This is a genomic window from Moritella marina ATCC 15381 (genome assembly GCF_008931805.1).
Lineage (GTDB): Bacteria > Pseudomonadota > Gammaproteobacteria > Enterobacterales > Moritellaceae > Moritella > Moritella marina.
Genome location: NZ_CP044399.1, coordinates 4,013,257 through 4,028,639 on the forward strand (window position 1 = coordinate 4,013,257; position 15,383 = coordinate 4,028,639).

Genomic DNA, 15,383 nt, shown 5'->3' on the forward strand with positions numbered 1-15,383 from the left:
AAAAAATAAGGCAGCCAATGGCTGCCTTATTTCGTTTAATCTGTTGGATCTATTTATTTTGTGGGCGCAATGTCGGGAATAAGATCACGTCACGGATCGTATGGCTATTAGTGAACAGCATCACTAAGCGGTCAATACCAATCCCTTGGCCTGCTGTTGGTGGTAAACCATGTTCAAGTGCGGTGACATAATCTTCATCGTAGAACATGGCTTCATCGTCACCAGCTTCTTTTTGCTGTACTTGTTCTTTGAAGCGCGCGTCTTGGTCTTCTGCATCATTTAATTCAGAGAAACCGTTGGCAATTTCACGACCACCAATAAAGAACTCAAAACGATCTGTGATGAGCGGATCATCATCATTACGACGTGCTAGCGGTGATACCTCTGCTGGGTATTCAGTAATAAAGGTCGGTTGAATTAATTTCTCTTCAACTGTCTCTTCAAATATCTCGGTGATCACGCGGCCAAGCCCCCAACTTGCATCAATGCGAATATTCAGGCTATCAGCTAATTCAGTTGCTGCTGATAATGTTGCTAGCTGTTCAGCACGGATCTCTGGGTTGTATTTTAATACTGAATCCTTCATGCCTATTTTGGCAAAAGGCTGTCCGAAATCAAACGTTAAGTCACCATAAGGGACCATTGGCGTACCCAGAATATCAAGCGCTAAGGTACGTAACATTTCTTCTGTCAGCGCCATTAAGTCATTGTAATCGGCGTAAGCCATATAGAATTCAAGCATGGTAAATTCTGGATTGTGACGCGTTGAAATCCCTTCGTTACGGAAATTTCGATTAATTTCAAATACGCGTTCAAAACCGCCAACGACTAACCTTTTTAGATACAGTTCTGGTGATACACGTAAATACATATCCATATCGAGTGCGTTATGTCGGGTAATAAATGGGCGTGCTGAGGCGCCACCAGGGATCACTTGCATCATCGGGGTTTCCACTTCCATAAAGCCATTTTTGCTTAACAGATTGCGGATACCGGTAATGACTTGCGAGCGAACTGTAAAAGTATTACGCGCTTCTTCATTGGCGATCAAATCTAAATAGCGTTGACGATAACGAGTTTCTTGTTCTGCTAAACCGTGGAACTTGTTTGGCAGAGGGCGTAGCGCTTTTGTCAGCAATTCGATATTGGTTAAGTTAATCGTCAACTCACCGGTTTTGGTTTTAAATAAAGTACCTTCAGCGCCAACTATGTCGCCAATATCCCACTTTTTAAACTGCTCGTTATAGAAGTTATCTGGCAGATTATCGCGGCTTACATATAATTGGATCTTACCACCCATGTCTTGTAGCGTTACAAAACTGGCTTTACCCATAATTCGACGTGTCATAATACGACCAGCTATTTTTACTGTAACCTGTAATTTATTTAACTCATCAGTACTTTTATCATCGTATTTATTTAACAGCTCATTTGAGATCGCATCGCGGCGAAAGCTATTAGGAAAAGCATTACCTAGGGAACGTAAGTCTGCTAATTTTTGACGACGTTGCTCAACTTCACTTTGCAAATCAATTTCTGGGTTTTGAATGGTTTCCGACATATATAGCCTCTTATCTTTAATATATTAATTCATGTTATATGATTTATTGTTGAGTTAATGATTACGTTTAGTGTGAAAACTGCAGTACCACAATGCCTGAAATTAACAGTGGTACGCCTATTTGGCTACGACGTCCTATCGTTTCGCCAAACATATACTTATCGACCAATAAGGTGCCAACAATACCGCCAGCACCCCAAGTCGCATAGGCAATCGATAGTTGGATTGACTGCACTGCTTGACCTAGGCTGATAAAGGCCATTGCAACCAATACAATTGCAAATACGCCTGGTAGTTTATTTTTAAAACCATCTGATAATTTTAAAAAATAATTGGCGGTAATATCTAACAATATGGAAAAACACAAGAATACGATGTGTATGAGTTCTGCATTATTCATCATCATGTCCTTCATCTGTGTTAATAAAGATAAGTCCAGCGACGATCAAACCAACACCGAAAACTTTAGCGGAAGTGATCATTTCATCAAACAGGTAATTACTAATGACTGTGATGAGTAAGATCCCAACCCCTTCCCAAATTGCGTAAGCCACTCCTAATGGAATTTTTTGGATTGCTTTAGATAATAAAAAATAGGATATCCCTATTAATATAATCATCGCTACTGTGCCGGTTATTGGGTTATTCTCAGCTGAATAGCGCATGGAAATGGTGCCTGCTACTTCAGCTACAATAGCGAAAAACAGCATCATGCTGTGATACATAAAAAGTCCCTATTTGTATTAATAGTGCTGTAATTAATGTCTTATTTAATTACTATGGGATTAAGTGTATCGCTGGTTACTAAAAAGGTGAAACCGCTCAGCGTCGGTTATTTCGTCACTAAGGGTTGTTATGAGATTAATACAAATAGAGATGTTTCTGTTGGCGGTTAAAACTGGGTCTATTTCTGAAGCGGCCATACAGCTTGGTAAAAGTCGTTCTACAGTTAGCGCTGCACTGCTTGCCCTTGAAGATGAGTTAGGTGTGAACTTGCTATTACGCAGTGGTAATAAAATTGAATTAAGCCATATAGGTGAAAATATCGTTGCTGACTGTCAGCGTATATATCACCTTTCGCAGGGGGTGCATGCCAAATGCGCTCATCATCTGGCTGGTGCTGAGTCGGCATTACGTATTGCGCGAGATGATGCTTTACCGGAGAAGTTCTGGAACCAATTGATTAGCCAGTTAGAAAAGAAATTTCCACAAACTTCGTTATCTATGTATGCCGCACCGACACCGGAATTAATCGCTTATGTGGAAAATAACAAAGTTGATATTGCTTACGGCATGATCTCGGATACTCATGATTATCAGCGACATGTACGCAATGAGTTAGGTCAGCTTAGAATGATGGCGGTCGCCGCTGCTGATCACCCTTTGCATACGATAGGTAATCGCTTAACCAGCAATGATTTAGCCTTATATACCGAAGTTGTTCTAGCCTATATGGATGACTTATTAACCGTTGAGGCGTCGATTAGTCACCGTTATATCGGCTTAACGTTTTACGAATATTTACGTGATGCGGTATGTAATGGTGTTGGCTGGGCTAAAGTACCGGCGCCTTTGATCACAGATCAACTTAGAAATGAAACACTTAAAGTACTTCGTTATAAAAAATCGATGAGTTGGGAGATTTATGGCGAAATTACAGGTGTCGATTTTTGTCGTGGTGCGGTGACAGATTGGATTGCAGAGCAAATTGAGCACTACTTGATTACTGAGTCACACTAATTACTAATTGTTAGTTGCGTAACTGGCAATCTCAATATATTCGCTAATACTTAAGTCTCTATCTTACATTAAGGGATCGACTTATGTTAGTAAAACACTTATGGGGTTTATACGTACAGCCCAAGGACGAATGGATTGATATTGATACCCACCATGAGTCTTTATTATCCGTCGTTGTAAGTCTGTTATTTTTTGCTTTAATTCCAGCTGTATCAGCCTGGTATACCGCAACAGTGACAGGTTGGAAGCTTGGTTTTGGAGAAACAACTTATTTATCTTCTTCAAGCGCGACGATTATGGCTGTTGCTATGATCATAGTGAGTATTACATTGGTGGCGACGTTTGCTATTTTTGTGCAGTGGATGGCGGGTAACTTTGGTTCATCATCAAGCTTTACCCAAGCGTTAGAATTAACGACATATACCGCAGCACCTATCTTTATTACTGGCATTGCAGCGTTGATCCCTGTGGCTTGGGTTATTATGATCGCGTTATTAGTTGGTGTCGCATTCTCGGTACGTGCTCTTTACACTGGTGTGCCTGTGATTATGCACATTACTGAAGAGCGGGGCTTTATTTATGCCTCGTCGTTACTGACCGTTGGCCTTGTATTATTTGTTGCGTCTATGGGCTTTACTGTCGTGATGTGGAGCTTTGGGTTAGGGCCACAATTTGTCATTTAATCAAATAACAATATTAACTATTTCTCAACAGCGATATAGACTCACTCTATATCGCTTTTTTTTATTTAACTGCATGATTGAAATAGTGTATTTAAATGTCACTAGACGCTACTCCAGAAACGTCCCTGCACTTAATATTAACCAGCACTTGCCCGCAAAATACACCATATCAAGTAGATTAACGCTCGAATATCTATTAGTGTGATTTAACTGTGTGAAAGTTAACATTATAAAAATAATAGACGATCGTGAGACTTTCGTGATGATTGAAGGTTAGGCTTAGAATTAGATCGCGTTATTGATGAGTGCAAGGATTGGTGCCAGATGGCTATTAGTGATAAAGAACAAAAATCGAAGAGTAAAAAAATTATTATCGCGGTAATTATTACCGTATTTTTATTATGGTATGGGTTTGACCTAAACCAATATGCTTCGCTAGAGCAGATTAAAATATTGCAACAAACGTCAGGTGACTATATTGCTGAGAATCGCTCTTTGGCGATGTTCATATTCTTCGTCAGTTATGTCGCGATCACTGGTTTCTCATTACCCGGTGCGGTATTGCTCACCTTACTTGGTGGCGGTTTATTTGGCTTTGGTTACGGCTTACTGCTGATTTCTTTTGCTAGCTCTATCGGTGCAACATTAGCCTTTTTAGTCAGCCGCTATTTATTAAGAGATTATGTGCAGAAAAAGTTTGGTTCACGACTTGATGCGATAAATAAAGGCGTTGAAAAAGAAGGTGATTTTTATTTATTCTCGCTGCGTTTGATTCCCGTTTTCCCCTTCTTCCTCATTAACATTTTAATGGGCTTGACCAAGATTAGTACGCGTAGTTTTTATCTTGTTAGCCAAGTCGGTATGCTAGCTGGCACCGCTATCTATGTGTGGGCGGGGACTCAGTTAAGTGAGATCGATAGCTTATCAGGAATTGCCTCTCCTTCACTGCTCAGTGCATTGGCATTGCTCGGTATTTTCCCTTGGGTCGCTAAACGAGGTCTAGCACTATTTAGTCAGCGTAAGCGTTATGCACGTTGGGCTAAACCAACATCATTCGATCGTAATATGATCGTGATTGGTGCCGGTGCAGGCGGTTTGGTAAGTGCTTATATCGCTGCAGCTGTTAAATCAAAAGTAACCCTAATTGAAAAACATCGTATGGGTGGTGATTGCTTAAATACCGGCTGTGTGCCATCTAAAGCATTGATCCGTAGCGCACACGCCGTTGCTGAAATCAGCCGCGCAAATGAATTTGGGATTGATGCTGAAATTAAGCAGATTAATTTTGAAAAAGTAATGGGGCGTATTCAAAATGTTATTAAAGCGATTGAACCGCATGATTCGATTGCACGTTATTCATCAATGGGGGTTGAGTGCTTAACTGCAGAAGCTAAAATTATCGATCCATGGCGCGTACAAATTGGCGAGCAAGTATTAACGACTAAAAATATTGTTGTTGCTACGGGAGCACGTCCTATTGTACCGCAGATCCCCGGGTTAACTGAGGTACTTTACTTAACATCGGATACGTTGTGGCAGTTAACTGAACAACCGTCGCGTTTATTGGTATTAGGCGGTGGGCCGATTGGTTGTGAAATAGCGCAAAGTTTTGCCCGTTTAGGTTCGACAGTGACGCAAGTTGAAATGGCGGATCAACTGTTGGGCCGCGAAGACGAAGACGCTGTTGCTGTTGTACAAAGCGAGTTATTGGCTGATGGCGTTAATATCTTACTCGGTAATAAAGTCGCTAGCTTTGTCAGTGAAGATGGTCAATATAGCGCGGTATTGTCAAATGGTGATTCAGTCGCGTTTGATCAAGTATTTTTAGCGTTGGGGCGTCAGGCTAATACCCGTGGTTTTGGTTTGGAAGCTCTCGACGTTACCATCACAGATCGTGGTCTGATTGAGATTAATGAATATCAACAAACCTCTATTCCAAATATATATGCTGTGGGTGATGTTTCTGGGCCTTATCAACTTACCCATGTCGCTGCGCACCAAGCTTGGTTTGCGGCGGTAAATGCCTTGTTTGGCTCGGTGAAAAAATTTGCTACCGATTATCGAGTGATCCCTGCGGTGACTTATACTTACCCTGAACTTGCTCGCGTTGGATTGAGTGAAAATGAAGCGCAGCAAGCTGATCTCGATTATCAGGTGACTAAATATGATATCGATGATTTAGATAGGGCGATCACGGATAGTGAGACGAAAGGTTTTGTCAAAGTGATTACCGCAGGTAATAGCGATAAAATATTAGGCGTGACTATTGTCGCTAGCCATGCTGGTGAGTTATTGGCGGAATATACGTTAGCAATGAAATATAAATTGGGCTTGAATAAAGTGCTGGGGACTATTCATCCGTATCCAACCATGAGTGAAGCCAATAAATATGTGGCGGGTAATTGGAAGCGTAATAATAGCCCGGAGAAGTTATTAGCCTGGGTAGAGAAGTTTCATCGTTATATACGTAAAGCTTAAAGGCAAATTTTTAGTTATACCTGAATATCTGTGACTATGGTGAGAAAATAGAATCGTCCTGAAAATATCGTATATAATCGATCGTACTCATTTTATTGTACGTTCTTTTGTTCGGGTTATTTTCATGCCGATACTTTTTATTTGATAAGCTCAGGTAGATATTGATGTTGTTACAAAAAAGTCGCTACCATGGCGTAGCGGCTGAAATTCAATTACAGATAGAACAGCGGATATGGCTACCTGGAGAGCGTATTCCTTCTATTCGTAAAATGAGTAGAATACAAAATATCAGTCCGATGACGGTATTAAAAGCGTATGAATTGTTGGAAGCTGAAGGCTGGATTTATGCTAAACCACGCTCTGGCTATTTTGTTGCCGCTCATCTTAATCGTCTTGCAATCCCTCAACAAACGATCCCGCAACTCACGAATCGCGCGATTAAGATTAATGAGCATGTTTTTGAAGTACTGACAGCCTGTAAACGTCCCGATATTGTCCCACTTGGTTCTGCTTTTCCTGATCCTGAGCTATTTCCACTCAAGGAATTAGGTCAAGCATTAGCTAAAACGATTAAAACCATGCCTGCAATCAGTGCTGTCACGGAATTACCTCCAGGCAGTGTGGCGTTAAGACGTGCAATCGCGCAACGCTATATCCGTGACGGTATCGATGTGTCAATTGAGGATATCGTTATCACTTCGGGGGCGATGGAATCATTAGGTTTGAGTTTGATGGCTGTCACAAAACCAGGGGATACAGTTGCGATTGAATCACCAGCTTTTTATGGCGTACTGCAAACTGTCGAACGATTACAGCTTAAAGCCATTGAAATTACGACTGATCCACAGTTCGGCATGTCGGTCGATGCATTGCAGCATGCTGTACAGCATCATGATATTAAAGCCTGTTGGTTAATGAGTAAATACCAAAACCCGTTGGGTGCATCTATGCCTAAACAGGATAAACTAGCGCTTCTTGATGTGTTAACTAAAGCACAGATCCCGCTACTTGAGGATGATGTTTACAGTGAACTGTATTTTTCAGAACAAAAACCGCAACCGATAAAAGCATATGACGAACAAGGCTTGGTATTACACTGTTCATCATTTTCAAAATGCTTAGCGCCTGGTTTTAGAGTCGGCTGGGTAGTAGCTGGTCGATATGCCAAACAAATAGAACAATTACAGTTGATGACGACGCTTTCTGCTGCGGTACCTAACCAACTCGCGATTGCTGAATTTGTATTATATGGCCGTTATGATATTCATTTACGACAATTAAGGCGCCAGTTAACATCTCGCCAGCAGCAGATGCAACATGCCATTGAGGAATGCTTCCCCGCCGAAACTAAGATCACCAGACCGAGTGGTGGTTACTTTTTATGGTTAGTGCTCCCTGAGCATATAAACACCGGTGAACTGCTGCATACTTTACTCGACCAGTATAATATTAGTATCGCGCCAGGTACCTTATTTGCCAGTGATCATAAGTATAAAAACTGCATGCGAATTAATTGTTCTTATTTACTCACGGACAAAATACGCGCAGCATTGATTACGTTAGCGCGATGTATTTCTTCATCGCCACATAAATAGCAACTGTCCTAGTATTTATTTATAACTAAAGCATCTGTTATAGGGTAGTTTAGTACTGATCTGTACTATGCCTATACGGTCTATTTGTGTTTCAATAGCCCCCGTTAATTCATTAACTAATACCATCCATTAAGAGATAGCGGAATTAGCGTTTGTTAACTTGCTTTTAAATCGGATAGCAAGTTTTACTATTATAATAAGTGCTTGATTAAATTAATAAGCGTGAGCTAAGTCAGATGATTATCAAGACTTATTGGGCTTTTTTGATATAATTTAAGTTATAAAAATAAGGAGCATGTAATGTCTGAAGAACGCATAAATATAAAAGATGTAACCCCTAAGGTGAAGCCTAAATATACCAATGTTGGCGCTGATAATCATATCTACGTCCGTAACATGACGGGTGTATTCCAGCGACTGAGAAAGTACATGGGGTGGTTTTTTATGGTGCTGTTTTTAGCATTACCTTTGTTCCAGTGGGATGGTCATCAGGCGATCTTATTAAATATTGCTGAACAACGTATTCATATCTTTGCATTAACTATTTTCCCTCAAGATCTGATGTTATTGGCCCTATTGCTGATCGTCGGTGCCTTTGCATTATTTTTCATTACCGCTTATTTAGGAAGAGTCTGGTGTGGCTTTATGTGCCCACAAACGATTTGGACCTTTATCTTTATTTGGTTTGAAGAAAAAATTGAAGGCTCAGCCAATAAACGTTTGAAGCTAAACCAAGGTCCTGTCACTACAGATAAAGTCAAAAAGAAGGCTCTTAAACACAGCGCATGGTTGAGTGTTTCTGTTATTACGGGACTGGCGTTTATGGCTTATTTTGTGCCTGTTTTTGAGCTTTACACTGATTTTTTCACGCTTCAAGCAAGTGGTAACGTGTATTTTTGGGTACTGTTTTTTGCATTTTGTACTTACGGTAATGCTGGCTGGATGCGCAGTATTATGTGTACTCACATGTGCCCTTATGCGCGTTTTCAATCGGCAATGTTTGATACTGATACCTTAATTGTTGGCTATGATTTTAATCGCGGTGAATCACGCGGTCCACGTTCACGTAAAGCAGATCATAAAGCCAAAGGTTTAGGTGATTGCATCGATTGTAATTTATGTGTTCAGGTATGCCCTGCTGGTATTGATATTCGTGATGGCCTGCAATATGAATGTATTAACTGTGGTGCTTGTATTGATGCATGCGACCAAACGATGGAGCGCATGAATTATCCAAAAGGTTTGATACGTTATACTTCTGAAAATGAACTAAATAATAAGCCGCATGAAAAGAGCCGCTTCAAGTTAATTGGTTATGGGGTGATCATGACGTTGATGACGATCATGTTCGTCGTAAGTGTCGTGAGTATTTCGCCAGTACAAATGGATATTATCCGCGATCGAAACGCGCTCTATCGTGAAAACTCTGACGGTAATATTGAAAATACGTATACATTGAAAATTATTAACAAAACATCATTTACTCAGAAGTACAGCTTGTCGGTTACCGATGTGCCTGATCATGAATGGTTTGGCCCGCGTGAAATCGAGGTATTACCGGGTGAATTGTTAGTACAGCCGGTCAGTTTAGCTATTGACCCGTTTGACCTGAAACAACCTGTGATTAAAATTAACTTTGTTATTACAGAGCAAGGCAATGATCATTATGTCTTTACTCAGCAAAGTCGTTTTATTAGCAAGTTATAGTCTCTGCATTTAACTATAAATAGCTTTATAATCAATGTAAGTTAAAGTAAATAGCAAGCCCAGTGATACTGGGCTTGCTATTATCGTATCCAATCTAAAAATTGTTGTATGTCTATGGCGGTTATTTGGATATTGAGATTTGTATAAAGAGTCTTTTTTAGGAAATAACAATGACAGAACTACCTGTTGATTACAGTTTGCTTTCCCCTGATTTTATGTTGGATGCGATAGAGCCTATCGGTATTCGCGTGGATTCAGGTTTGTTGGAATTAAACAGCTATGAAAATCGCGTGTTTCAATTTCTAAATGAAGATCGTCAACGTTTCGTGGTTAAGTTCTATCGTCCTGTACGTTGGAGTGATGAACAGATCCAAGAAGAACATGATTTTTCTTTACAGTTAAAAGCGGCTGAAATTGATGTGGTTGCACCGTTACAATTTGATGGGCGTAGTCTATTTATCTATCAAGGTTACCGCTTAGCTATTTTTCCCAGTGTTGGGGGGCGTCCAATTGAAGTGGATAATCTCGATGCTTTGGAATCTGTAGGGCGTAATTTAGGTCGTATACATCAGTTAGCGAGTCAACAACCATTTGCACATCGACCAACATTGTCGATTGCAGAGTTTGTGCAAGCACCGAAGTTGATATTACAACAAAATAACTTTGTACCAGCGCATTTAGAAACTGCTTTTTTTAATGTTTATGATGCGCTTGCCAAAGAAATTTCGTTGCAATATAAACCGGATGACAAGCAGTTAATTCGTTTACACGGTGATCTGCATGCTGGTAACATTTTGTGGCGTGACGATAAGGTATCGTTGTTGGACTTTGACGATTGCCGTCAAGGACCTGCAGTGCAAGATCTTTGGATGATGTTACATGGTGAAAGTCATGAACAGCGATTACAGTTGGAAGTGTTGCTTGAAGGCTATGAGGAATTTTGTGCCTTTGATACTAAGCAACTAAAATTAATCGAGCCATTACGTGCAATGCGAATGATGAACTACATGGGCTGGATTGCCAAACGTTGGCATGATCCTGCTTTTAGTCGTCATTTTTCGTGGTTTACTGATGAGCAGTTCTGGCAAAAACAGGTCGGTTTCTTACAAGAACAGATTGATAATATGCAAAAACCGCCGTTATCTCTCATTCCTAATTACTAATTCTTTGTACAGTTAATTATGTTTATTTTAAATTTTCAGGAAGGAAAATGATGAAGAAATTATTTATATTGATCACTGCAATGCTATTTTTACCGTTTGCCAATGCGGCACAGTTTAAAGAAGGCGTGCACTATGATGTTATCTCTGAGCAGGCAACATCTAAGCCACAAGTAGCTGAATACTTTTCGTATTTTTGCCCACACTGTAATAAATTCGAACCAATTATGTCTGACATAACGGAACGTCTTGAAGGCAGTGATATTAAAGTTGAAAAAAACCACGTTGCTTTTATTGGCCGTGAAATGGGTATCGAAATGCAAAAAGCATTTGCGACTGCTGAACTATTGAATGTTGAACATAAAATGTCATCAGCAATTTTCTCTGCAATCCATGATCAAAAACGTCGCTTCACTGGCCGTGATGATATTCGTACTGTATTTACAGATGCGGGTGTTGATGGTAAGAAGTTTGATGCAGCGGTAAATAGTTTTGCTGTTAACGGTAAAGTAGCGCGTATGGATAAAAATACCGCTTCAAATAATATCCGTGGTGTACCGGCACTGATAGTGAACAATAAATACCAAATTAACATGGGGAGCATTAAAGCCCGTGGTGAAGAGTTTAATGTTAAACTAGCTGCCCTGATTAAATACTTAGCCGCTAAAACGGACTAATTTTTTGAGGCTTGCCTAGTTAATCTAGGTAATCATAGTGATAAAAAAAGGACGCAATTGCGTCCTTTTTTTATCTAAATAATACTATTAGGTTACTGTTCCCAAACAATCTTATCTTTATGGTTTTCTTCGTAGAAAGGTTTAAAGCGGCTTTCTAATTCATGACGCTTAAACTTCAACGTTGGCGTTAGTAAACCGTTATCCACTGTCCATTCATCTTTTAATACGATGATATGGCCAATACGTGCGTGTGATTCCAACGACTTATTAATATGTTGGCGTGTTTCTTCAAGGTTGCTCGTCATCGCGTCTTGACCTTGCTCGCGTGCTTCAGGTGATAGCACGACTAATGCAACAGGTTGAGTTAGTGCTGTACCGGTAATACAGATTTGTTCAATATTAGGGTTCTCACCAAACTTACATTCAATTGGCACTGGTGTGACGTACTTACCTTTTGATGTTTTGAAGATATCTTTTACACGACCGGTAATTTTTACATAACCGTTCGCATCGATTTCGCCTTTATCACCCGTTTTGAAGTAACCTTCTTCATCGAATGATTCTTTCGTTTGTGCTTCATCTTTGTAATAACCAGTCATCAGGCCATCACCTTTTACTAAGATCTCACCGATCTCTGAAATTTTAAGAATGACACCTTTACCTGGCTTACCAATCGTACCGATTTTTTGTGGGTTGAATGGGTGGTTTAATGTGCCGTAAGCGAGGTTTTCTGTCATGCCCCATGCTTCGGTAATGTTTAAACCAAGACGTTCATACCATTTTAACAATGCTGGTGATACTGCGGCAGAACCACAACCAAGCATACGCGCATGGTGTAAACCTAGGCCACGTTTAATCTTCGCTCTTACTAAACCATTAACGAATGGAATTTTTAGAAGGAAATTAAGTTTGTGCGCGGGCATTTTTTGTAAAACGCCCATTTGGAAGCGTGTCCATAGACGAGGAACAGAAATAAACAGTGTTGGCTCTACAGATTGGATATTACTTACAAAGGTATCGAGTGACTCTACAAAAGAGACGACGCCTTCACCTGCATAAATACTACTACCTTCGATGTAAACACGTTCGGTAATGTGCGCTAATGGTAAGTAAGACAATAATCGATCACCAGGTACAAAGCCTAAGCTAGTGACAATATTGATGGATGCTGATTTGAATGCCGCAAACGTGATCATCACGCCTTTTGGATTACCAGTACTGCCTGATGTGTAAATGATAGACATCAGATCTTCTAAATTGATATGCGCTGGCGTTGCTAATGGTTGGTGCTGTTCTAGCAGGTCATTCCATTTATATTGGCAAGTTAACGTGTCATATGGATAGCTGATTGTGATCACGTCAGCAGGCAGCTTGCCTTCTAGACTTTGATAGTTATCTAATTTACCAACAAATAACACTTTTGCTTCACTGTGCTCTAGCACGTAATTGATGGTTTTCGCATTTGCTGTTGAATAGATTGGCACACTAATGAAACCAGCGTACATAATCGCTAAATCGTTAATAAACCATTCAGCGCTGTTTTTTGCTAGGATCGCGATTTTGTCACCCGGAGTTAATCCCAGTGATTGCAATGCTTGAGCAATACGTTTTGTTTGGTCTGCTACTTGTGACCAAGTGAAATCATGGAAGGTACCGTTAATGGGCTGGCGTAAATATACCTCATTGGCACTATGCTTTTCCCAGTGCAATAAGGCATCGAGAGGTGTGTTTAAATTTGGTGCTAATGTGCTCATATGTGGTCCCGAAAAAAGAGTAATGCAACAATGCATTAACAGTTATAGCATGTTACACCTTGTTTCGTTTAAGATTAAAGTAAAAGTGAGATCTTAATGTCGTTTTAGAATCATGACTCTATTTACACCAGTTATTTGCACTTTTTTTACCCCTAAAGCGTTATTTTGTGGGGTATTTTAAAAAATAAAATGAACTGGCGCACAAATTTTAAATCTTAATATTGTCGTATTTAAGGCTGTTTTTGTTGGTAATAGGTTGCGATCTGTTGATCTTTACGTTGCCATAGGCTGGTTACCCATTGCTGAAAACTGTGTTTAAAAGTCGCATCATTTTCATAGTCACCTTGCAATGTAGTGGCTATTTCAATTGTTTCAACTCGGATCACGATGCGTTTTAGTTTACCTTGTAATAGATCTTTAAACGGTGAGTCTGGATTATCAGGGTAGATGATAGTCACATCTAAAATTTTGTTAAAGGTTGAGCCCATTGAGGCGAGAGATAATGCGATCCCCCCTGATTTTGGCGGTAATAAATATTGATAAGGCGACTTGGTTTGTTGTTTTTTTTGTTCTGTAAAGCGGCTACCTTCGGCAAAATTGACGATGGTTGTTGGCGCCAGTTTTGCTTTTGAGCAGGCTTTACGTGTACTTTCCATATCCTTGCCTTTCAGATGTGGTTTTTTAGCTAATAGTTGTTTGCTATACCGTTTCATGAATGGCATGTCTAAAGCCCAACAAGCAGTACCAACAAATGGAAGGTATATAATTTCTTGTTTAACAAAAAACTTAGGTAGTGGGATCTTATTAGAAAACACAGAAAATAAGATCACAATGTCAGTCCAACTATGATGATTGGAGATCAGTAAATACCAGCTGCTCTTGTTTAAATCGCCAGTAATTTTAATATCCCATTCCACTTTATTAATGAGTGAGATCATGAAGGTATTAATACAAGCCCATAGGTTCAGTAGCAAATCAGCAATTTTTCGCATCGTTTCTTGTACGGGAGCAAAGGGTAAAATAAACTTAATTAACCCAGTAATACTGATCAATGTTAATGAGGAAATGATGTTGATAATGACTAATGCACTACTAATTATCATTAATAAAAAAGTCGGTAGAAAATTAATCATTTAATTGAGCCTGCTTAAGTTCTTCTAAGTGTTTATCTTTGTTTATCCATAACGCATTTACCCATTGCTGGAAATTAGCTTGGAAGGCTTTGTCACTACTGTAGTCACCAATATGATCAGGGCTGATGTCTTGTGTGTTGACTTGAACTTGGATCTGTTGCACTTGGCCGCTAATGAACTGCCAAAAAGTGGGGATGCCCTGCGGGTAGTAAATCGTTACGTCGACTAAAGTATCTAATTGACCATCCATCGCATCAAGCGCAAATGCCATACCACCTGCTTTTGGTTTTAATAGGTGTGTAAATGTGGATGCTTGTTGGCTATGTTTATTTTCAGTAAAGCGCGTGCCTTCGACAAAATTCATCACACTTACCGGTTTATGCTTAAACTTAGCGCAGGCTTTTTTTGTTGTTTCAATATCTTTGCCACGCATGTGTGGGTTCTTTGCTAAAAACTTTTTGCTATAGCGTTTCATGAAGGGGAAATCGAGTGCCCACCAAGCTAAACCTAAAAACGGTACAAAGATAAGTTCTTTCTTTAAGAAGAACTTTAGAAACGGGATCTTACCGTTTAATATGCGTTGTAAAACTAAGATATCAACCCAAGATTGATGGTTTGAAATCACCATGTACCATTTATTCAGTGATAGCCCTTCGATACCATTGACTTGGATGTCTGGGTTACCAATGAGTTTTTGCGTTATTCCATTTACCGAGATCCAGTTTGAAGCACAGCCATCGAGTAAATGGTTAAGTACTTTCTGTGCAAAGGGGAGTGGGATGATACTTTTTAGCAGCGAGAAAATAACAATGGGGATTAACCAAAATATGGTGTTCAAAAGATAACTAATAAATGCAATGGCACCTGCCACCTTCTGGATGAATATCGATAACAT

The 15,383-nt window shown here is 39.8% G+C and carries 13 protein-coding genes; 7 read left to right on the forward strand and 6 right to left on the reverse strand.

All coding sequences use genetic code 11. From position 1 onward, the window contains the following. Nucleotides 1-49 precede the first annotated feature (49 nt). The 3 genes from lysS to FR932_RS18050 form a co-directional block, all read right to left on the reverse strand. The gene (gene lysS, locus FR932_RS18040; protein WP_019442451.1) at nt 50-1,561 is read right to left on the reverse strand and encodes a lysine--tRNA ligase; all 1,512 of its coding nucleotides are present in this window, start codon (nt 1,559-1,561) and stop codon (nt 50-52) included. A gap of 67 nt (nt 1,562-1,628) precedes the next feature. Beyond that, a complete protein-coding gene (locus FR932_RS18045; protein WP_240532429.1) occupies nt 1,629-1,967 on the reverse strand; it encodes an SMR family transporter in 339 nt (112 codons plus the stop codon). Beyond that, nucleotides 1,954-2,286 (reverse strand): DMT family transporter, encoded by a 333-nt coding sequence (locus FR932_RS18050; RefSeq protein ID WP_151676844.1) that lies wholly within the window; start codon nt 2,284-2,286, stop codon nt 1,954-1,956. Before FR932_RS18050 ends, FR932_RS18045 begins: the two co-directional genes overlap by 14 nt. A gap of 130 nt (nt 2,287-2,416) precedes the next feature. On the opposite strand from FR932_RS18050, the gene FR932_RS18055 reads away from it, so the two are divergent. The 7 genes from FR932_RS18055 to FR932_RS18085 all read left to right on the forward strand — a co-directional run bounded on the left by FR932_RS18055 (nt 2,417) and on the right by FR932_RS18085 (nt 11,601). Continuing rightward, entirely contained in the window at nt 2,417-3,301 is an 885-nt protein-coding gene (locus tag FR932_RS18055; protein ID WP_019628985.1) for a LysR family transcriptional regulator, read from the forward strand. 83 nt (nt 3,302-3,384) lie between these two features. Continuing rightward, nucleotides 3,385-3,984 carry a Yip1 family protein gene (locus FR932_RS18060; protein ID WP_019442447.1) on the forward strand — a complete coding sequence of 200 codons (600 nt, stop codon included), beginning with the start codon at nt 3,385-3,387 and terminating at the stop codon, nt 3,982-3,984. A gap of 324 nt (nt 3,985-4,308) precedes the next feature. Then, a complete protein-coding gene (locus FR932_RS18065) occupies nt 4,309-6,462 on the forward strand; it encodes an FAD-dependent oxidoreductase (protein ID WP_019442446.1) in 2,154 nt (717 codons plus the stop codon). Nucleotides 6,463-6,626: 164 nt separating this feature from the next. Next, a complete protein-coding gene (locus FR932_RS18070; protein WP_019442445.1) occupies nt 6,627-8,057 on the forward strand; it encodes an aminotransferase-like domain-containing protein in 1,431 nt (476 codons plus the stop codon). Nucleotides 8,058-8,357: 300 nt separating this feature from the next. Further along, nucleotides 8,358-9,764: a cytochrome c oxidase accessory protein CcoG gene (gene ccoG, locus FR932_RS18075; protein ID WP_019442444.1), complete on the forward strand. Its 1,407-nt coding sequence runs from the start codon at nt 8,358-8,360 to the stop codon at nt 9,762-9,764. A 170-nt stretch (nt 9,765-9,934) separates the two neighbouring features. Next, on the forward strand, nt 9,935-10,927 hold the full coding sequence (locus FR932_RS18080; RefSeq protein WP_019442443.1) for a serine/threonine protein kinase: 993 nt from the start codon (nt 9,935-9,937) through the stop codon (nt 10,925-10,927). A gap of 47 nt (nt 10,928-10,974) precedes the next feature. Then, nucleotides 10,975-11,601, forward strand: coding sequence for a thiol:disulfide interchange protein DsbA/DsbL (locus FR932_RS18085; RefSeq protein ID WP_019442442.1), 627 nt, complete (start codon nt 10,975-10,977; stop codon nt 11,599-11,601). A gap of 92 nt (nt 11,602-11,693) precedes the next feature. On the opposite strand, the gene FR932_RS18090 is transcribed toward FR932_RS18085, so the two are convergent. The 3 genes from FR932_RS18090 to FR932_RS18100 all read right to left on the reverse strand — a co-directional run bounded on the left by FR932_RS18090 (nt 11,694) and on the right by FR932_RS18100 (nt 15,383). Beyond that, nucleotides 11,694-13,355, reverse strand: coding sequence for an AMP-binding protein (locus tag FR932_RS18090; protein ID WP_019442441.1), 1,662 nt, complete (start codon nt 13,353-13,355; stop codon nt 11,694-11,696). A gap of 230 nt (nt 13,356-13,585) precedes the next feature. Further along, nucleotides 13,586-14,488, reverse strand: a complete 903-nt coding sequence (locus FR932_RS18095; protein ID WP_019442440.1) for an acyltransferase — start codon at nt 14,486-14,488, stop codon at nt 13,586-13,588. Continuing rightward, entirely contained in the window at nt 14,481-15,383 is a 903-nt protein-coding gene (locus FR932_RS18100) for an acyltransferase (RefSeq protein ID WP_019442439.1), read from the reverse strand. Before FR932_RS18100 ends, FR932_RS18095 begins: the two co-directional genes overlap by 8 nt.